Genomic DNA, 19553 nt, shown 5'->3' with positions numbered 1-19553 from the left:
CACCCCATCGCTATTAAGCTAAGAAAATACAACTACTCCAGAACGAGATTTTGTCCTAACTTGTAATAAAAATAAATCCTATTGCTATAAAAGACAACAATTTTTCGTTCTTGGAACATCATAAATATTAACTTTATAACAGTGGGCTAGTTTAAAATTGCATCAAAAACCTAATTGAAATTAAATCAGGAATGTTATTTTAACCTGCTAATTTACAGATGAACTATTTTTTATTTCATAACAATCCACCAATATTTCTTTTAAATATTCCTTATATTTGGAGCGTAGCATTTCCGGAGGAATTATTTTAATTTCTTTATCGAAAGACAAAAAATACTGAACCAGAAAATCCATCTCCTTTTCTCCAAAAGTCACAATAATGTATTTGTTTTGTTATTCTTCTTGAAGAGACATGTTATCGTAAATGCGTTTATAGAATTGTTCAACCCCTTTCTCACTAACTTTAAAAGAAAAAGGTCGTTGTGTATTGAATTGTTTTCTATATAACGAACTAATTGTCTCTTCAGTAAAAGGAATGCTTTCCTCATCTTCATACTTTGTATATTGAATATAGTCACAACGGAAATTTCGAAATTCTTTTTTGTCTAAATCCCAACTAAAGCAATACCAATTTCTATTTGTAATTAATAATCTTAAGTGTTAAATGATTCAATGATTGTTACCATAGCTACAATCATTGATTTCTATTACCTTTTTATTCAGTATTGCAGAGAAGAGTTCTCCTAAAAAGTGCGATTCCTTTTTTTGATTTATTCCTACAAATTGGATAACTTGATCTGCCTCATGAACTATCTCTTTTTGCCTCTTTGGGGTCCCATATCAAAAAAAGAAAATTGTACGTTTGGACACAATTTAGACACAAAACATCCAATCCCTTGTACGGTAGGGGATCGGATGTTTATTTTACTGTTTTATATAGTGTACAATTTCTCGCTTACGAGGTCTGTGTAGCAACCGAACCAAATCTTACTTTAAGTATTAGTGGATATCAAAAATAGTAATGACTAATCCAGATTAACATCCATCCGATTCACAATTACATATACCAATATGTTAAATGGCTAAATAATACAAACGGTATGAAGTGAATTTCTACTCTTTTCATACCGTTTTACATTTGTTTATAAGTTTCATACGAAATTCGTGGAAAGATGGCAGCATCCCTTTTATAACCAGGGCTCAAAAGTTACCATACCTGACAAGGGAAATATTAATGTAACGCTAGTTCCTCTATTCACTTCAGATTCAATGCCAATTTTCAATCCTAATTTTGAACACAGTTTTTCGCATAGATACAAGCCCATTCCTGTACTTTTGCTGAATCTTCTTCCATTCTCTCCAGTAAATCCTTTCTCAAAAACTCTATTTATATCTTTAGTTACTATCCCTACTCCATTATCCTCTATAGTTAGTATTACTGAGTTAGTTTTCTTAATTGAGTATATACGTATCATTTGTTCTTTGTTATTTGAGTACTTTATAGAATTTCCTATTATTTGATTAATAATAAATTCAACCCATTTTCCATCACTATATACGATTTCATCAATATCCTGTATATCTAATTTTATTCTCTTATGAATAAAATCCCTATAGTTTCTTTTAATTACATTCCTTACTACATTATCAAGGTTGATTGGCTTGATAATATAGTCTTTATTAACGTTATTGCTTCGAGAATAATACAGAACCTGTTCTACAAACCCCTCGATTCGATCCATTTGAGAGTCAATTTTATTCGTTACTTCATTTTGATTATTTTCAATTATAAGCTTTGTAGAAGCTATTGGTGTCTTAATTTCATGCACCCATGTCTCTATATATTCTCTGTAATCCAACTGTATGTCTCTATAATACTTTACATTTTCATGCATATCTCTACTTACTTCTTTCAGTATAGCGTTAAGCTTTTCCCCATGTATAAAGTTTGCTTCCTTCACTACCTCTGGTAGTAGGTATCTTTTCTCCAAGTTTTCTAAAATGCCATTAATCTCATTATAATAATTTTTACATTTTATAAATTCTATAATCATATATGAAATCAATGGAAAAAACCAAATACAAAAGACAAAGAATATTATAATAAACTGAACATTCGCAGTCAGCAATATACCTGCTAGTATAATAAATACAAGTACATTAAATAGTATTACTACCATTTTATCTTTAGTAAATTCACCTATATTCATGGCATTATATACCCTAAGCTTCTTCTTGTTGCAATTGGATTTTCTATACCTATCTCTTCAAGCTTTTTTCTTAATCTATTTATATTAACAGTTAAGGTGCTATCATCCACAAAATAATCAGATTTCCATAAAGTTTCTATGAGTGAATCTCTTCTTACAATATTCCCGCGATTATTTATTAAGCATGAGAGTATTTTAACTTCATTTTTAGTTAACTCTACAGACTTGTCTTGATAAGTAACTGTTGCATTTGAAAGATTTAAATTAAAATCCCTATAAATTAAGATATGATTCATCTTGAAATCTCCAGATGTTCTTCTTAAAATGTTTGTTACTCTTGCTAATAGTATTTCTGTATTATAAGGCTTTGTTATAAAATCATCTGCTCCTAAATTCATACTTATTAGTTCATCTACATCACTATCTCTGCTTGTAACCATAAAGATTGGAACATCTGAAGTTTTACGTATTTCTCTGCATATATAATAGCCATCGAACACAGGAAGATTTATGTCTAGTAATATAAGGTCTGCATTCTCACTTTCTATATATTCGATAATATGATTAAAATCTGTGGGAGCTTTCACATCATATCCATACTTTATAAAAAAATGTTGTAATTCTTCTCTGATGATTTCATCATCTTCAATTAGAATGATTTTTTTCATGACTTTTCTCTCCCTATACAGAATATAAGGCTATTACATCTTGAAAAACAAGGTGTAATAGCCCTAATGAGCATTATAAAATCAAGTATTACTTTTTACAATATTTTTATACCCGACATATGTCGTGTAGAAATATATTACATAAACTATAAGGAATACTAAGCCGGTCATCAATGCTGGTAAGATAATGTCTGTTTGTTGAAATGTGTTAATATACTTATTGACTACATAAATTCCAACAATAGAATGAATTATGGCAAGAATAACTGGAAGACTGAAGTATACGAAAGTTTGAATAAAAATCGTTTTGTCGATCATTGTTCCATTTGAACCAATTCTCTTCAAAGATTTATATCGATCTATGCTATCACTGGCTTCTGATAATTGTTGAAGAGCTAATACAGCCATACTCGTTATTAAAAATACAATCCCTATATATATCCCAATAAATAGTACGATAGTTTTCATTCCCTTACTTTCTGCACAAACTTCATCCTTTGATTTGCCTGCTATACGATTAATATTTAATTTCGGACCATTTTCGTCATAAAAGCCCCGTGCAACGCTATCATATTTTTTATTATATTCTTCTCTATTTCCATCTAAATAATTTACATTAAGTACGGACTCAGTAATTTTGTAGCCTGATAAAAACTCATCATTTATAACGATTGTGAAGTAATTAGTTCGCACATCATAAGTGTAAAGATTCTCTTGTATAACCTTAGCGTTTTTTATCAGATATTCTTTTTCTTTAATATTCACCTTATTGCTATTTTTTAATCTTTCATTTGTCGAATTAACCAACCGGCTATCATTTGATAAAAGTAAAATTTCATTGTTATTTAAAGTGATTTCCTTTTCACCTTTAAGATTTAAAATTTTATTATAATCAGATACTTTAATGAAATCTATACTGTAATTATAATCTTTAAGTTCTGGTACAAAGTCCACCACTTTCATCCCTGTTTGAAATACATTATAAGATACATATTTTTCGTTATTACTTATTTTAAAATTAAATTTATTTAATACGTCTTCTATAGTGTAACTTTCATCCTTATTCTCCAACGTAATACTGGCATCAAATGGTGTTATTTCTTTCGTTGTTTCGTCCATCATTCTGTTAAAGCTGATTCCTGTAGATAAAGCCACCATTGTAATGAATAACATTAAACAGATTACAGACATGGATATAAAATTTGTATTAACCTTACTATTTATTTGTTTGATGATAAATATATTTAACCCTTTAAAATAGACTTTTTTATTCTTCTTTACAACATATAATATAAATCCAGATAAACTAAAGAAAAACAGCAATGTACCTAATATGCCAAGAATGATTGATACCATGAGCATAGGGTTATTATAATTCAATCCGATTTTTAGTACAGTCACATATGCATATCCAAGTGATGCTACACACATAATAAATGCGATTACATAGATAAGAGGATTTCTAAATTTTACATCTTCGTTTTTTCTACCTGCTGTTAACATATCAATTATTTTATATTTTGAAACAACATATACATTAAATAACATAACAAGCAAAAACATGATTCCAAAGTATACTACGCTTTTACCTATAGCGCCCGTTGAAATTGCAAATTTATATTTACTGATGGGCAAGTCAAATAACTTTAATGCAAATGTAGATAATCCCTGTGATATTCCAATACCTATTATAAGCCCACTCACTAAAGAGATAACACCAACTAGAAATGTCTCTGTTACTAATATTCTAGATATGTTTCTTCTTCCCATACCTAAAGTCATGTATATTCCTAATTCTTTTTTACGTTTTTTGATTAAGAAATTATTTGCATACAATATTAAACCACCTAATATTACGGATATAAATACTGACACATCTGAGATAGCGTTCATTATTGCAGGCACATACTTCCTATCTAAAGCGTTAATTTCCATAAATGCCTTTTGTGATTCTATGGAGTTAAAGCTATAAAATATACAAACAGCCAGTGTTAGTGTTAAGAAATATATTGCATAATCTTTAAGACTTTTCTTTACATTCCCAATAGCAAGCTTAGAGTACATTATTATCGTCACCTCCAAGAAGGGTTATAACTTCGATAATTTTAGTAAAGAATTCTTTTTTGGAATCATTCCCTCTTACCAACTCGGTAAATATTTTTCCATCTTTAATAAAAAGAATTCTACGAGCATAGCTTGCTGTAAATGCATCATGAGTAACCATAAGTATTGTAGCTTTTAAATCCTTATTTAGACTTTCAAATCTTTCGAGTAATAATCTAGCTGATTTAGAATCTAACGAACCTGTTGGTTCATCTGCAAGTACTAAAGATGGATCTGTTACGATAGCTCTTGCCGAACCAACCCTTTGTTTTTGTCCGCCTGACATTTGATAAGGGTATTTACTTAATACTTGTTCAATGTCTAAATACTTTGCAACTGCTTGTATTTTCCCATCAATTTTTGAACTCTTCTCACCTTTTATTGTTAACGCTAGGGCAATATTTTCATAAGCAGTAAGGGTATCTAATAAATTAAAGTCCTGAAATATAAACCCTAATTCATTTTGTCTAAACTTATCTAGTGACTTTGATTTTAACCGAGTAATGTCACTACTATTTATCATTATTTTTCCCGTAGTAACATGATCAATCGTTGATATACAGTTAAGTAATGTAGTTTTACCACTTCCTGAAGGCCCCATTATCCCAACAAATTCTCCCTCATCTACCTTAAAACTAATATTATCTATAGCCTTTGTTACATTACCTTTATTACCATAATATTTTTCAATCTTTTCTACACTTAATATATTTCGCATTAATACTTCTCCTTTTTGATTATAAAAATTCTTTAACTCCCAGTCATTTATATTATTCATTTTATATAATTTCATTTATAGTATCGATGGAATTACATTTCATTAACATTACATTTTTGTTATATTGAGTGATATCTCTACATGTAAGTTATCAGAAATCGGGATAGTATAAGTAAGGATTATTCGATGACTTAGCAAAGAGGCAGATAAATATAGGGGTATCTGTTCTGATGCAAAAAACGATAAGACTTATGTAATTAGCGGAAATACACAAACTGGTTACGGCGTAACAACAGCTCTATTTAAAAGACATGGATTCACAGTCATTTCAGAAAAAGATTTTGAAAACAGAAAAGGATTTGACCTTTAAGGCCAAACCCTTTTTATTTTTATTATTTCGCAGCTAGTTTTTCTTTCATTTTCGCAGGAATCTCGTCCTGCTTCACTTCTTCCCAACCTGATACATCTTCTTCAACTTTTTTATCAGAGTAGTAGACGCGTAGGAATGCTTCTTTACGAAGGTTTTTTTGAGTATTGAATTCTAATTCTTTTTTCTTTACCGTCTTTATCAAATACAATTAAATTATAATTAAAACGTTTTGATATTTCTCCGTTACCAATCAAAATACGTACAGATTTTAAATTCGGATGGTTTGCTAGCGTTTCGTTAAAGTGTTGGTCGTACGCTTTATAGGAAAAGCCCTAATTTACTTCTTCATATTCCTTCATATTTTTATAAAAGGTGTTTTTCTTTAGTTCTAACATTTCCATAAATATAACAACAATTATTTCTCTATTCTTCCATTTTGAATGAGTTTCCTCTATGTATGTATAATTATATGTTTTATATCGCTTTAAAGGATATTTCTACATTTCTATTAAAAAATCTTTAATGGGCGCCAAACTTTAAAATAAAAGTCATAATTAATCCAAAAATAAAGGAAGACATACAAGAGGTACCGCCCATGCATATCAACTTAAGAAATTGATTGTTCCCCAAAACAAAAAAACACTACATTCTCATAAATCACTGTTGTAGTGATATGAATTTTTCGTTTTGGGATACTTTAAAATATTAGCTTGATAGGTATGGGACAGCAGTCTAATATGCTTGAATTATAATCAGTGTAAGCAGCTAAAAAAGTAATTGCTGGAATAGAAGTTAAGCATATGATCAAAAAAGGACAAACTCTCCAAGGTGAGAAATTTGTCCAAAACCATAATCTATTTGATTTCACAATATAAAATTCAATTCCGCTAGCAATCTTTCTTTTTTCATATCTCACGATTTTCACATGAGAACCCAAAATAGTGGATTAGAATAATGATTTAATACTTGCTAGTACAGTAAGGATACCTATAATAATGACAAATACATTGCTCGCTTTCCCTTTATATTTAACTAGTACCGGTACTTTATAAATCGCATACATCGGTAATAGACATAAGATAGCTGCTACTAACGGACCGCTCAGAGCATCAATCAGTCCAAGAATACTTGGATTTGCATAAGCAACATACCAGCATGTTAATACGACAAAAGTAAGGATGATTGTCTTAACTGTTTTTTCTCCTATATCTTTCCCACGTGTTTGACTGGACTTGATAATCATGTCACGCATTACTTCATACGCTCCTATATAGTGTCCAAGGAAAGACTTTGTTATGGCCGTAAAAGCAATGATAGGAGCTGCAATAGTAATTACAGGCGAATTAAGCTCATTAGCAAGATATGACAAGATTGATAAATTCTGTTCTTTTGCCATCATGAGATCATTTGGAGTCAAACTTAAGGTACTGCTCCAAACAAAGAACATAACAACAGAGAATGTCATAATATAACAAACTTTTTGTATTTGAGCACACTTGGCATCCGTAGCTTCTATTCCATAGGTAGCTCTTTGTTTCATAACAAATGATGAAATCATTGGAGAATGATTAAACGAGAATACGATGATTGGTAGAATCATCAATATCGTTCCAAAATATCCTGTTCCTGTTGAAGCAGTAGAAACATTTGAAAAACTAAGCATTGACGTATTCCACTGTGGAATCAAAGATATTGCGATAAAAAGTAAAGAAGCTATGAAAGGATATACTAGCATGCTCATTATTTTCACAGTGATATCTTGACCAAAATTTAGTATAGCGATAAGACCAAGTACTAATACAAGCGATAAAATGGCCCTTGGAGGCTCTGGCATATGCAATTGATGCACGATAAAACTACTTGCAGTATTTGTAAGTGCAACCGAATACATCAGCACGATCGTATAAATTGAAACAAAATATACTATGTTAAAAATAATACTTGCCTTATTTCCGAAATACTCTCTTATTGTCCCTGTAATCCCCTCATCAGCAGAATTAGAAGCGTAAATCATTTTAGCAAGCGCCCTATGTGAGTAATACATTACAGGATATGCCAGTATGGTAATTAGTAGTAATGATAATAAACCGCCTGAACCTGCATTTATAGGTAAAAAGAGTACTCCTGCTCCAATTGCTGTTCCAAAAAGGCTCAATGCCCAGGTAGTATCCTGCTTATTCCATTTTTTAGGATCTGGATATTTATCATTTTTTACTGCAGTATTATCAGCTTGAAATTCTATGTTTTTTGCAGTATTCCCATTCATATAATACTTCCTCCTTGTGTCCTATTCTTACGTCTCTTTTTAGACTTAGGAATATAGATTGTTCTTGAAAAATAAATTGCTTAAAAAGTGCGCCACATCGTTTACCCTTCTTCTCATTTGACCAAAATCAAAAATTCCACTAGTCATCAACCTGATGGGTTTGTTACCACTTACAAAATGTTTCAGTTATATAGTAGTATATTTTAGTGGCAATTCCCCAATATACAGACATCCTTAGGCGAACAATAGAGAATAAATTTGTTACACTTTTCACAATATATCCGATAACTATTTATTGATTTGATTGTTTCTCTCCAAAGATTTTATTTTTAATGGAAATCCCTGTAGGTGTAGCGGCAATTCCGCCTAAACCTGTCTCTCTTAACTCGCGAGGCATTTGTCTTCCAACTCTATACATCGCTTCAATAACTTCGTCAGCATTGATGATATTGTTTACGCCGGCTAATGCGATATCCGCTGCTGCTAAAGCATTTGCCGTTCCAATGGCGTTTCTCTTTACACAAGGAATTTCTACCAAACCAGCGACCGGATCACACACTAAACCGAGTAAATTTTGTAATGCGGTTGAGAAAGCTTCAGAAGATTGTTGTGGTGTTCCTCCGGCAGCTTCTACCGCTGCTGCAGCCGCCATTGCTGAAGCACTGCCCACTTCAGCTTGACATCCTCCGTACGCTCCTGAAATACAAGCGTTGTTTGCGACTATCGTTCCAAATAACGCTGAAGTGAATAGAAAATGAATCATATCTTCATGACTTAACTGCAACGTATCTTTAATACTAAATAAGACTCCCGGGATTGTCCCACTCGCACCTGCTGTTGGAGTTGCACAAATAGCCCCTAATGCAGCATTTACTTCATTAACACCGATAGCACTTTGAATCCCTAATACCATCAAATCGCCAGAAAGTGTTTTCCTATTTTCTCGATAATTTTTAATCTTAACTGCATCACCTCCGGTTAAACCGGTTGGAGAAAATACCCCGTCGCCCTCGATACTTTTATTTATGGCATTTTCCATAGTCGCTAAATTCCGTTCCATTTTACTCCAAACTTCTTCATAAGAAGTTTTAGTTTGTTTGATTTCCTGTTCCATTGCTAATTCATAAATTGGCTTTTGGCTTTTATTAGCTGTATCCACAATTTCTTTTATGGTCATATACATTTTTTTCACTCCTTAATGGAACTAAAGAATAATAAGGTTAGCTATATTACTTAAATTTCCCAATTCCTTCTGAGCATTACCAGGCAATAGAGAATCCAAAGCGAATGCATATAAATATTTCTTGTTATCTTCTAAACTATGAAAGTTGTTAATTTCCACATCATATTGTTTAAAGATCCTTCGTAAGACAAATTCAAAGTCAGCTCTTTCAGAAATCGCAATAATAACTGGCAATGGCCCCTGCAGATCTAAGCTAAATCCGTCAATTTCAACATGTTTGACTTCAATCAATCCACCACCGACCGAAATGCCCATCGTTCTAATACTTCGACTTTCATCCTCTAAATGTACATCTGCCGTATTTGGATGACCAGCAGGACTATCACCCGCTTTTTCAATAAAGGTAATGTCAATTCCTTTAGATTCTGCTATTTTAATAGCATCTGGCACTTTGCTGTCATCGGCAGCAAATCCCAATATCCCAGCAATAATTGCAAAATCAGTTCCGTGACCTTTATGGGTTTCAGCAAATGATTCATAATACTTTACCACAACTTTTTTTGGAAGACCTTGAAATAATTTATTGGCAACTGTTCCAATAGCCAAGGCACCTGCAGTATGTGAACTTGAAGGACCTATCATTATTGGCCCAATCACATCAAAACAACTTTTGTATTTAACAATCTTTTTTTCTTTAATAGATGCTACATTCATATTCATATAAACACCCCCATAATTTGTTATTTTTAATTGCAGTCGAATCTAAGTTATTAAAATGACTGATTCAAAACAAGACCTCATTGAATACGTTTTCATTCTCGTGTCAAATACACTTCCTTTTAATCACATACCTTTCTTAGAGTAATCATGTCAGTATGTCCAATTTTAAAAGATTACTTGCAATGTCATTAGAATTTTTGCAAAAAACTAGGTTTGATACTTTCTCTAAAGGTAATAAATTCTCTCTCGACGCCCTCATTATAGCTTGTATATTTATGAGCTCAATATTTTTTTATTTTTAGAAAGATTGAATAAACAGAATCTTGAATGAGTAATAGATTACACTTAGCATGTAGCAATTGTGTCCTTTGTTTGAAGCTGTATTAGTTACTAGAAAAGCAAAAATAACACAGAGTTCCTTTCATTAACACATTGATTATATTGGAAAATCATTATAATGATACTTATATTGTCCTTTGTTAAAACATCTAATTTTGGAAATGAAAGCTGTTGCAATAAATAATAAATGTAGATGACAATGAATCCATTAATGAAACATAAAATCATTTATTGATATTAATAATTAATTTTGTATTAATATACATTTTCAGAAAAAAGAAACTTCTTTTTATACTCTTAACTTGAAGTACTACTTTGACAATATTCACTAATTTACACCATCGATATCTACAGTTATGGAAACCCTAATTAGATTTAAAAAGAGAGAAGAACATTTGTGAGCTCTTCTCTCTTTTTTATTTACTTAAGATTACTATTCAAATTTCTTATTGCAATTACTTTAGCCTGACTTTTATATTATAAATCTAATTTCCATACTACTTCACAAGCTGATAAAAGGAAAAAAGTATCGATTCCGTCAAAATTAAATTATAAAAGAGCTTTGTTTTCCTGTAACAAATTATTTATCCTGCTATTCATTGGCAATACACTTCCACACTTAATAAATGTTCACTTTATATCCGTTTGCAATATTTGCACATACCACACCTCCGATAATAATAAGCAATTGTAGCGCCAAACAGAGCTAATCCCCAAATTGGCCATAATAGCTCTGGACCTTCCAATGCCCATCCCTTATGATCTAGCCCCCTTTATTAATAAACCCTCGGATGTACATCAAACCAGCTGAAGTAACCATTATGGAAACAAGTGAAGCACACAAAAAACAACTCCAAAATCCAGTTTTATTGTATATTTTGGAGTTACTTGACGTTTACCTTACAAACACAAGTAGAACAGTTCAAATCAATTGAACTGTTCTACTAAGGTTATTTCATTTTTTTAACCTAATCCCATTTTGACAAATTAAATTGCAGCTTCAACAGCCACTGCTATCACAAAAACTAAATCACTATATATTTTATGTTTAACTAGTTTTATTGATTATAAGAATATTCATTTTGGTTTTGCAACACCCTCAACGTGAATACATGTACTTTTTCATACGGATATTACTTACCTCTGTAGGTTCATAATCTCTGTATGCCTAAGTAATTGTTTTAAAACAGTTACATCAAAACATAAATTTTAATGTTTAATGACTTTTGATATTTCCTGATATTCCCATGTTTTTGAGCTACCCGACTGGATTTTTTTTGCTAATTCATTAGCATAGTTTGTTGTTGCCGGCGCAAATTTATTACGATCCCACTGATGATTTCTAGCGATTTGTTCATCAGACAGATTATAATATGAATAAGTTACTCGTCCTTGCACATCTGGAATTGGATCATCAAAAGTTGTATCAAGATGGTACCATTTCCCTTCAATATTCACTTGATTCCAAGCATGTGGTTGTCCATTTCCAGTTCCTGTTACAATATGAGTTTCTATTCCAGCCTCTTTTAACAATTGATACGTTAATAATGCATACCCTTGACAAACAGCAGAGCGGTTTGCTAAAGCTTCATATGCTGTATAAGCTTGGAAAGAAGTATCATAAGAAACATGCTTTACAACATAATCATGGATTACTTTTACTTTTTCGTGTTCATCCATACCAGCTTTGATAATGGAATTGATAATTGATTTTGCTTGCGCCTTTACATAGTCCGTTTGTCCTTTGGATTCACGATATGTAATCTTTACTGTAAACGTGTAATTTCCTGGAATACCACGAACGGAATATTGCGTATGCGAAATATTATGATTCAAATATTCGTTAGATTCGACTGCCTTGTCATATTCTTTAACAAGTGTGTTTAGAACCTCATTAATATTAGAGTTTTTGGATTTGTATGTCATCGTTATATTTTCTTTTTGATTATTAATATGAGTTTTTATTTCATTTTGAAATGCGTCTAATAGTTTCCCATCAGGTTGTGAATTATTATTTACAGATGTAGTATTTGGATTCCAAACACCATTACTTTCAAGGTAGTACTGTTTACCATTATCTTGGATCCAGCCTGTTTGCATCGCTCCACTTCCATTGAAGTAGTACCATGCTCCATTTACCTGCTGCCAATTTGTTTGCATCGCTCCGCTTCCGTTGAAGTAATACCATACTCCGTTTACCTGCTGCCAATTTGTTTGCATTGCTCCGCTTCCGTTGAAGTAATACCATGCTCCGTTTACCTGTTGCCAACCTGTTTGCATCGCTCCGCTTCCGTTAAAGTAATACCATACTCCGTTTACCTGCTGCCAATTTGTTTGCATCGCTCCGCTTCCGTTGAAGTAATACCATGCTCCGTTTACCTGCTGCCAACCTGTTTGCATCGCTCCGCTTCCGTTGAAGTAATACCATGCTCCGTTTACCTGCTGCCAACCTGTTTGCTTCACACCGTTTACATTATAGTAATTCCATACTGATCCAGTTTGTTTCCAACCTGTATCGGCACTTGTGTAAGTAGCTACTGTTGATCCCATCACTGTGAGACCAACTGCCATAGCTAAAACTTTTATATTCTGTTTCATAAATCTAATATTCCCCTTCTCTTGACCTATTTATCTATCAAACATTAACAATGAGGGCGTTGCAAAACTAAAATAAATACTCAATATTATAAAATGACACTTTCATTAGTAAATATTACTCTCCTCACTAATTGTTAGTTGATTCAATTGAGATTTTACGAGCAGTTAATGTAGGATAAATTAGAACAACTAGCTAAAAGATGACGATGCAACTCTTTGTCTTTCCACTTATGAAACGCATAATACATGGCCTCTTTGTTATAAGAGTTATCTTAGTCAATATTAGCGATTAAAGCAAGATTTGACATTTATTTATCTATATAAACATATTAAACATATGGTAAGTGAAATTTTATAACAGCACATTAGGGGGGAATACAGGTCAAATGTTCTGTTAATTATACGGAATTTAGATTTATTAACCATTTTGTTGTCGCTTCTGTATACTGAGTACCTGTTATAATAAGAGGTTCTTTACATTCGGGACGTTTGCTTTTTGCAATATTGACTTGATGATCTATGTCTTTCAAACAGCTTTTAATATTTAGGATTTTTTGAGAATCATATTGTTAGCGATAATAGAATGTATGTAATTACGAACATTTATGTGTTGAAATGAAAATGAACGAATATTCAAAAATCAACTTTCATATTTATAATAAATAAAGAGCACTTTTTAATGTTTTAAAAGTACTTTTAATTTGATGTTGATGTGACGTAACCTTAAGTATTTAGAAATTAAAAAAAGTCCCTTAATAATGTTAAAGGGACCTTACTCACACAAATAATCTGTAAATCAATTCATTTTTGATATACAGATCATTTGTATGATAATTTTTATAAATAATTGCTAAATAGTGAATTTACATAAATGCTTTTAGAAGTTCTTGAACTAATGGGATTGCTCCACCTATAAATTTTAAAACTGCCATTGCGATTTCCATATTATTCTCTCCTCTTTTTTCGTATTAAGATGTGGTTAATCTTGATACCCTTATTATAGTAAGCGCTTACAATTATAACAATACATTTTTGTATGCAATATTGCATATTTATACGTTTAGACAAAATTAGACCTCTATTAGTCATTCTTTAATGGTACCATAGCGAGGTGAGAGTCTTTAAGGGTTCTCCTTAATAGGAGGAAATATGGAAAGAGTGCAAGAGATTGACAGTAATCTAAAATTTAAGGGTTGGGTTAAACAGGTATTAGCTGTAGGAGGAATGTTAGGGTTCTGCTACTTAGTGCTATATGTTTTCTGTTTCTTAGTTACTATGTAAATATTATACAACTAAACTAGTAGAGTCTTGCCTAGAGAGGTAAGGCTCTTTTGTTTGTATGAGATGAGCAAACTACATACAATACCTCTCAGGTTTGTCAGATTACTCTGTATGGCGCCTTGTTTCTCTATGTTCTAGGAACATTAACTCCTATCATTGAAAGGTAAATAAACTTCTATTTAAAATTTTTTTATCTTTGAAAAGGACTTACATCTTATTAATAGATTTGAATCATTTTTGCATATTATATTTATATTAACATATAAATATAATATATTAAAAATAATTTAAATGCAAGAATACTAGTAAAGGTACCGCAAGTATTTTTCAAAATAACGTAAGCTATGCGGAAAAATAAAATAAGCTGCCCATATGGACAGCTCATTTACATAATTATCGTTATCGGAATTTAACCCTCTAATATTCATTCTAGAAAGTATCCTAGCCAAAAACGGATGTTTAGTCGCTTTGTTTGAATTATGATTTTAGTAAGGAGTTTTGCTTTATCGCATACAGATAAAGCATTATCTTTATTTTCAATCGGGTTTTCCCTGTCTTTTGATAAATCATATAGGTAGTTTAATGTCTTAATAAATCCTTTTAATGACGATGCTATTATCCTTGGATTCCATTCACCTTCGCCATGTTCCGCAGTATATATTGGTAAATATCTTCTACTCATATCTACAAAGATAGGGTTTCCATATTCCTCCTCGTGCCCTATGACAAACCAAGACTGTCTCCAATCTCCTTTATTATCTATGCTATACCCCAATTGTTCCTTTTCTAATGCACTATTACTATAAATTATTAATCCACTATATCCAATAGATAGTTCTTTTTCTTTAAATGTGTCTAATAAATTATATAATTCGTTAATTTGTAATTTCATCAGTAGCGAGTACAAGGAAGAATCCTAACCTCGCAAGGGAACCTCCTGTTTTGTTCCGGAATGCTGACGGTATAACATATATATATATAAAGACACCCTAAGGTACCTTCCTCCGACTTAAACCATCTTAATTTTAATAATATGTATTGAACTCACACCAAATATTATTGTATCAAGCTGGTGTATAGCGATTATTGGTAAACCGTTTTGAAAATGAGCTTAATGTACGAAATTTGCGTTTTGTTGTTACTATCCCATGCCCATCAAGCTAATATTTTGAAGTATCCCCAAAACGAAAATTTTCTTCGTTTTGGGGAACTACCAATTTCTTAAGTTGATGGGCATGTATGGTGAACCCTATTAGAGAAATTTACTAGGTTATGGCTTTGACTCGGTTTTTCTAAAGAATACATCAGGATTATTCTGTCCGTTCAAAATATTTCGATTGTCACCCCAAGCATGGAGCAATGAATGGCCTGGACCTGTAATAACTTGATTGTATTCACCCATATAACAAGAAAATACTCTTGGATCAAAATTCACGAAAACCCCGCCGCTTGGTATATGATTATTAGGCACTTGAGAAAATGCAGTGCTAACCATACTTTCTTTACCTACTTTACCAACACCCTTATGAAAAGAGAAAGTTTTCATAAACACACCAAACGTTCCATTACCTATGCCGCCAACATTATTAGGATCATTAAAGCGGTTATATTGAACATGAGCTCCCTCTTTATTGACAGCTACTGATGGAAAGAATGAATGGGGCAAATTATTGGAGATATTCACTTGAGTCCAGTTATTTCCTCCGTTTTGACTATAGGATAAAAAGACATCGATAAAGATTGTACCTCCAATATTTCTACGTTGATTCCATACTACATAAATCGTACCATCTGGTCCTATACCTGCTTGAGGGATCTCAAACATCCTAATCACCCGTTGCTGCTCTGTTAATATAACAGGACGGAGTTCATTGGCTGGTCCGCATGGTACAACATCCGTAGCTGCTGCTGCAAATAGGCCAGCAGAGACTTGTACATTTATTGGGAAGGTATTTCCTCCATCGATTGACTTAGCCATACGAATGGAACGGTTCGCAGTATTTAGCTGAGCAAATGTGCCTGGCAAACGACTTTCATAAAAAACATATATATTCCCCGCTTTATCCACTACCGGAAAGGCTCCAAACACTGCATTAGCCCCAGCGACAATCGTTTGACTTGGAATAATAGGAGTTAATGTTACACCTGTTCCAAATTTTGAAAAACGAATTTTTGTACCTACATTAGGAGGGCTAAAGTCAGTCCATACAACATATAAAGCCTCATTTCCTGGATTATCAGCATCAGGACCTACTGTAATCCACGCTTTATCTTGATTTCCTGGATCACTAGCAGCTGGAGTCTGCCCTCGCCCAACAACTTGAGGAAGGTTCATAGTTATTGTTTTGTTTGGACTGATCGTTCCGGTTGAAACAGTGATTACACCTTCTTGCCTGCCTCCAATCAATTCATCCCCAATTTGTGAATAATAAAATACTCCATTTCTATCAACTGCTAAAGATGGATCACCAAAATTTTGACCTCCAGGATTGGCTGGTATTGACCCACCATCGGTCCAATTTTTACCTAAATCTTTTGAAAAGGAAAACCCTGAATAACTTGATGCCCCAGCTACCCCTGTGGCATTATTGGTATCATTAAATCCATACAAAATAAAATCTTTAAAACGCGCAAGGCTTGTCTCGCTTTGAGTAATATTAGGAAAACTAGCGGTATCAACAACAGGGTTATTCACTTGAACTTCTTTATCATTTGGTTTTGGTTTTGGCGGCATTTGATCACCCTTTCTATTATTTTTTTCAATATATAATATGAAAAAAACGAAAGAGTGCTTAGACTATTTAATAGATTTAAGTTTTTTTTGGAAGAGTCATTTAATCAATTAATTAGTCTTTAAACAAACCGAAAAAACCTTGCTGCTTTTGTTTCTGTACAGCTCGGAAAAGAAGAAGAAAGTAATCTTTAATCATATATATGGCCTTATACTCACTCAGTTCTCGTTTCTTTTTTATAAGAAGTAATTGCCGCATTTGAAACATGGTAGAAGAACAGAGTAGAATGGCAATCAGTTGGTCATATAAACATTGATACCACTAAGTCGTTTACTACGCGGAGAATATTTCATTCCTTTCTTTTTTTCTCGTACAACGTAATTAATGCTGTCAACATACCAAAAAGAGTCCTGATTGATAAGGACTCTTTTTTGAACTTTTACAAAAGTAAACTTTTAAATACCTAATTAAAATTCTATTATCTATTTTACCACTTGGACAGATACTGGCTTCCAACCCTGATTCTCTACCCAATCAATATCAACCTTATATTTTTTATTACTTTGTTTATCTCGTATATTACCGTAAGCTTTATTATTACCATTATTCCCAATAAAATCGAAAATCAATTGGCTCTCTGGAACATCAACAGCATAAGAAATTGCTTCTTTCATCTCACTCCAATCTACTGTTCCTTCTTTAAATTTCATTTCAGGTTTTGTTCCTTGCTTTGTACCAATTGGCTTCCAAGAAGGATTAGTTTGAGAACCCTTTTCTTGAGATACCGATTTTTCTGCTTTTTGTTTCTCTTCTAACAGTGCTGCTTCTTTCTCTTCATTTTTCGTCTCTTCTAACAGTGCTGCTTCTCTCTCTTCACGATTCTTCTCTTCTAACAGTGCCGCTTCTCTCTCCTCACGTTCCTTCTCTTCTAACTGCGCTGCTTCTTTCTCTTCACGTTTCTTCTCTTCTAACTGCGTTGCTTCTTTCTCTTTACGTTTCTTCTCTTCTATCTTTGTTGCTTTCTTTTCTTGAGCAATTGCTTTCTTTGATGTATCAGAAGGGGAAAACAACTGGTATGTCACTACACCAACTGTCACTAATACCAAAGTAAATGCAATATTAAAAATCACCTTTTTACGACGATTTTGTTGTTTTTCTTGAAACCTGCTTACTTGTCCCATTTTTTAAACCTCCGAGTTTATTTTCTCTTCTAATCTTTATGCATTTCTTATAATTCTTAATATTTTTATTAAACGATGGAAATGAATTACAATTCCCATACAAGATTTCATATCATAATAAAATTTGTGTTTTTTCAAGCATCTGACATATGTTATTCAAAAATATTTTAATACATTAAAAATTGATAAGCATCTGTTCGTAAGAAACCTTCAATTTTATTCAAAGGTGATTTCAATTACGTCCACATTAGATCTCCTGTAGAAATCTTTTTAACAATTAAGCCCCTTCTTCCCTTATTTATAATTTTCAAATTAAACTGCCCTCTATGGTACAATAAAGATGTGTTGTTTTCTACTGGGGTATGTCGTAAAATCAAAAGGGATTTTATCTCTTTTACCTTTTTTTCAGAGTAACTTTCACCACTAGGAAACTCTATTATTCCTAATGTAATCTTTAATTCGCTTTCATCAAAAATCCAATCCTTATTAAGTTCCCTTATCTTTTGTATAAAGCTTCTTTTGGTTTTTCCTATATAGATTAATGTTTCATTCTTAGCATATACTCTAGAGATTGCAAATATCCCCTTCTTAAAAGCTTCTTCTCTATTATAAAAATCATTTAAACTATACAATCCATACCATTTAATATGTACTGTTTTTATTAACCTCACCCCATTTTTAGATAATATTATAATTTCTGAATGTTCAAATTATTATGGATACATAGCCTTGATTACTTGAATTATAAATAGTGCTTTTCAATAATACATTTTATTATTACTAATTTCAATAATGAATATGTATATATCATCATGAATTTCCTATCATTTGTTTCGTCAAGTAGGGGTAGCGTCACATGCCCATCAAGCTAAGGTTGGATTTTCCGCGAACTTCCGTTCTTGTTGCCTACATGCTTGATATTTTGTTTATTTGTTTTTAAAAATACGCATACCAAATAAACCTGGATAAGGTGTATTTTTAAAGATTATGCAGTTTTCTGTTTTAGATTGGATACAGTACACTGATAAACGACACCTAAAATATCAAAGATTGTCTTTTTCTCATATCGATGGGATTTCCGTCCATTTTTCTGTAAGAGATCAAACAGACGAAGGAAAATTTTTGTTACTTCTTGGGTGTCGTTTTGTATAGCTTCATATACTAAGTACAGATGATCTTGAATC

The 19553-nt window shown here is 32.2% G+C and carries 13 protein-coding genes and 6 pseudogenes; 1 reads left to right on the top strand and 18 read right to left on the bottom strand.

Features of this window, described 5'->3' with window-relative positions:
• Window positions 1–393: 393 nt before the first annotated feature.
• The 6 genes and pseudogenes from ACS2MN_RS00095 to ACS2MN_RS00070 all read right to left on the bottom strand — a co-directional run.
• Window positions 394–645 (bottom strand): WYL domain-containing protein, encoded by a 252-nt coding sequence (locus tag ACS2MN_RS00095; protein ID WP_224992858.1) that lies wholly within the window; start codon window positions 643–645, stop codon window positions 394–396.
• Window positions 646–1187: 542 nt separating this feature from the next.
• Window positions 1188–2210: a sensor histidine kinase gene (locus ACS2MN_RS00090; protein WP_001020450.1), complete on the bottom strand. Its 1023-nt coding sequence runs from the start codon at window positions 2208–2210 to the stop codon at window positions 1188–1190.
• The gene (locus tag ACS2MN_RS00085) at window positions 2207–2878 is read right to left on the bottom strand and encodes a response regulator transcription factor (RefSeq protein ID WP_000720517.1); all 672 of its coding nucleotides are present in this window, start codon (window positions 2876–2878) and stop codon (window positions 2207–2209) included. The genes ACS2MN_RS00090 and ACS2MN_RS00085 overlap by 4 nt, the downstream gene beginning before the upstream one ends.
• A gap of 81 nt (window positions 2879–2959) precedes the next feature.
• A complete protein-coding gene (locus ACS2MN_RS00080) occupies window positions 2960–4942 on the bottom strand; it encodes an ABC transporter permease (RefSeq protein WP_346994315.1) in 1983 nt (660 codons plus the stop codon).
• Window positions 4932–5699, bottom strand: coding sequence for an ABC transporter ATP-binding protein (locus ACS2MN_RS00075; RefSeq protein WP_438894646.1), 768 nt, complete (start codon window positions 5697–5699; stop codon window positions 4932–4934). Before ACS2MN_RS00075 ends, ACS2MN_RS00080 begins: the two co-directional genes overlap by 11 nt.
• Before the next feature lie 392 nt (window positions 5700–6091).
• Window positions 6092–6314, bottom strand: a pseudogene (locus ACS2MN_RS00070) (YxeA family protein); the annotation flags it as partial.
• Between the two features lie 519 nt (window positions 6315–6833).
• On the opposite strand from ACS2MN_RS00070, the pseudogene ACS2MN_RS00065 reads away from it, so the two are divergent.
• Window positions 6834–6944, top strand: a pseudogene (locus ACS2MN_RS00065) (IS6 family transposase); the annotation flags it as partial.
• A 71-nt stretch (window positions 6945–7015) separates the two neighbouring features.
• Here ACS2MN_RS00065 and ACS2MN_RS00060 read toward each other — a convergent pair.
• From ACS2MN_RS00060 to ACS2MN_RS00005, 12 genes and pseudogenes are all read right to left on the bottom strand, one after another.
• A complete protein-coding gene (locus tag ACS2MN_RS00060; RefSeq protein WP_346994317.1) occupies window positions 7016–8335 on the bottom strand; it encodes an aromatic amino acid transport family protein in 1320 nt (439 codons plus the stop codon).
• Window positions 8336–8627: 292 nt separating this feature from the next.
• A complete protein-coding gene (gene sdaAA / locus ACS2MN_RS00055) occupies window positions 8628–9518 on the bottom strand; it encodes an L-serine ammonia-lyase, iron-sulfur-dependent, subunit alpha (RefSeq protein ID WP_000282015.1) in 891 nt (296 codons plus the stop codon).
• A gap of 21 nt (window positions 9519–9539) precedes the next feature.
• The gene (gene sdaAB, locus ACS2MN_RS00050) at window positions 9540–10238 is read right to left on the bottom strand and encodes an L-serine ammonia-lyase, iron-sulfur-dependent subunit beta (RefSeq protein ID WP_001056997.1); all 699 of its coding nucleotides are present in this window, start codon (window positions 10236–10238) and stop codon (window positions 9540–9542) included.
• A 974-nt stretch (window positions 10239–11212) separates the two neighbouring features.
• Window positions 11213–11415: pseudogene (locus ACS2MN_RS00045) on the bottom strand (hypothetical protein); the annotation flags it as partial.
• Between the two features lie 371 nt (window positions 11416–11786).
• Window positions 11787–13175: a transglutaminase domain-containing protein gene (locus tag ACS2MN_RS00040; RefSeq protein WP_346994318.1), complete on the bottom strand. Its 1389-nt coding sequence runs from the start codon at window positions 13173–13175 to the stop codon at window positions 11787–11789.
• Between the two features lie 863 nt (window positions 13176–14038).
• Window positions 14039–14225, bottom strand: a pseudogene (locus tag ACS2MN_RS00035) (hypothetical protein).
• A gap of 655 nt (window positions 14226–14880) precedes the next feature.
• Window positions 14881–15363 (bottom strand): hypothetical protein, encoded by a 483-nt coding sequence (locus tag ACS2MN_RS00030; protein WP_000287105.1) that lies wholly within the window; start codon window positions 15361–15363, stop codon window positions 14881–14883.
• A gap of 363 nt (window positions 15364–15726) precedes the next feature.
• Window positions 15727–17190, bottom strand: coding sequence for a hypothetical protein (locus ACS2MN_RS00025; RefSeq protein ID WP_001134791.1), 1464 nt, complete (start codon window positions 17188–17190; stop codon window positions 15727–15729).
• A 139-nt stretch (window positions 17191–17329) separates the two neighbouring features.
• Window positions 17330–17562: pseudogene (locus ACS2MN_RS00020) on the bottom strand (IS4 family transposase); the annotation flags it as partial.
• Window positions 17563–17670: 108 nt separating this feature from the next.
• Entirely contained in the window at window positions 17671–18369 is a 699-nt protein-coding gene (locus ACS2MN_RS00015) for a YrrS family protein (protein ID WP_098805914.1), read from the bottom strand.
• A 236-nt stretch (window positions 18370–18605) separates the two neighbouring features.
• Window positions 18606–19040, bottom strand: coding sequence for a sodium:proton symporter (locus tag ACS2MN_RS00010; RefSeq protein ID WP_346994320.1), 435 nt, complete (start codon window positions 19038–19040; stop codon window positions 18606–18608).
• Between the two features lie 314 nt (window positions 19041–19354).
• Window positions 19355–19553, bottom strand: a pseudogene (locus tag ACS2MN_RS00005) (IS4 family transposase); the annotation flags it as partial.

Origin of the sequence: Bacillus cereus group sp. BceL062 (assembly GCF_051780025.1) — a bacterium.
GTDB lineage: Bacteria > Bacillota > Bacilli > Bacillales > Bacillaceae_G > Bacillus_A > Bacillus_A toyonensis.
The sequence above is the reverse complement of the archived record's forward strand: the minus strand, read 5'-3'. Positions and strand labels throughout refer to the sequence as shown.

Bases quoted from the DNA above. Each gene is read 5' to 3' on its own strand.
- ACS2MN_RS00015 (WP_098805914.1), bottom strand. From the start codon at position 18,369: ATGGGACAAGTAAGCAGGTTTCAAGAAAAACAACAAAATCGTCGTAAA.
- ACS2MN_RS00090 (WP_001020450.1), bottom strand. From the start codon at position 2,210: ATGAATATAGGTGAATTTACTAAAGATAAAATGGTAGTAATACTATTT.
- ACS2MN_RS00080 (WP_346994315.1), bottom strand. From the start codon at position 4,942: ATGTACTCTAAGCTTGCTATTGGGAATGTAAAGAAAAGTCTTAAAGAT.
- ACS2MN_RS00060 (WP_346994317.1), bottom strand. From the start codon at position 8,335: ATGAATGGGAATACTGCAAAAAACATAGAATTTCAAGCTGATAATACT.
- ACS2MN_RS00075 (WP_438894646.1), bottom strand. From the start codon at position 5,699: ATGCGAAATATATTAAGTGTAGAAAAGATTGAAAAATATTATGGTAAT.
- sdaAA (WP_000282015.1), bottom strand. From the start codon at position 9,518: ATGTATATGACCATAAAAGAAATTGTGGATACAGCTAATAAAAGCCAA.
- ACS2MN_RS00025 (WP_001134791.1), bottom strand. From the start codon at position 17,190: ATGCCGCCAAAACCAAAACCAAATGATAAAGAAGTTCAAGTGAATAAC.
- ACS2MN_RS00085 (WP_000720517.1), bottom strand. From the start codon at position 2,878: ATGAAAAAAATCATTCTAATTGAAGATGATGAAATCATCAGAGAAGAA.
- ACS2MN_RS00040 (WP_346994318.1), bottom strand. From the start codon at position 13,175: ATGAAACAGAATATAAAAGTTTTAGCTATGGCAGTTGGTCTCACAGTG.
- sdaAB (WP_001056997.1), bottom strand. From the start codon at position 10,238: ATGAATATGAATGTAGCATCTATTAAAGAAAAAAAGATTGTTAAATAC.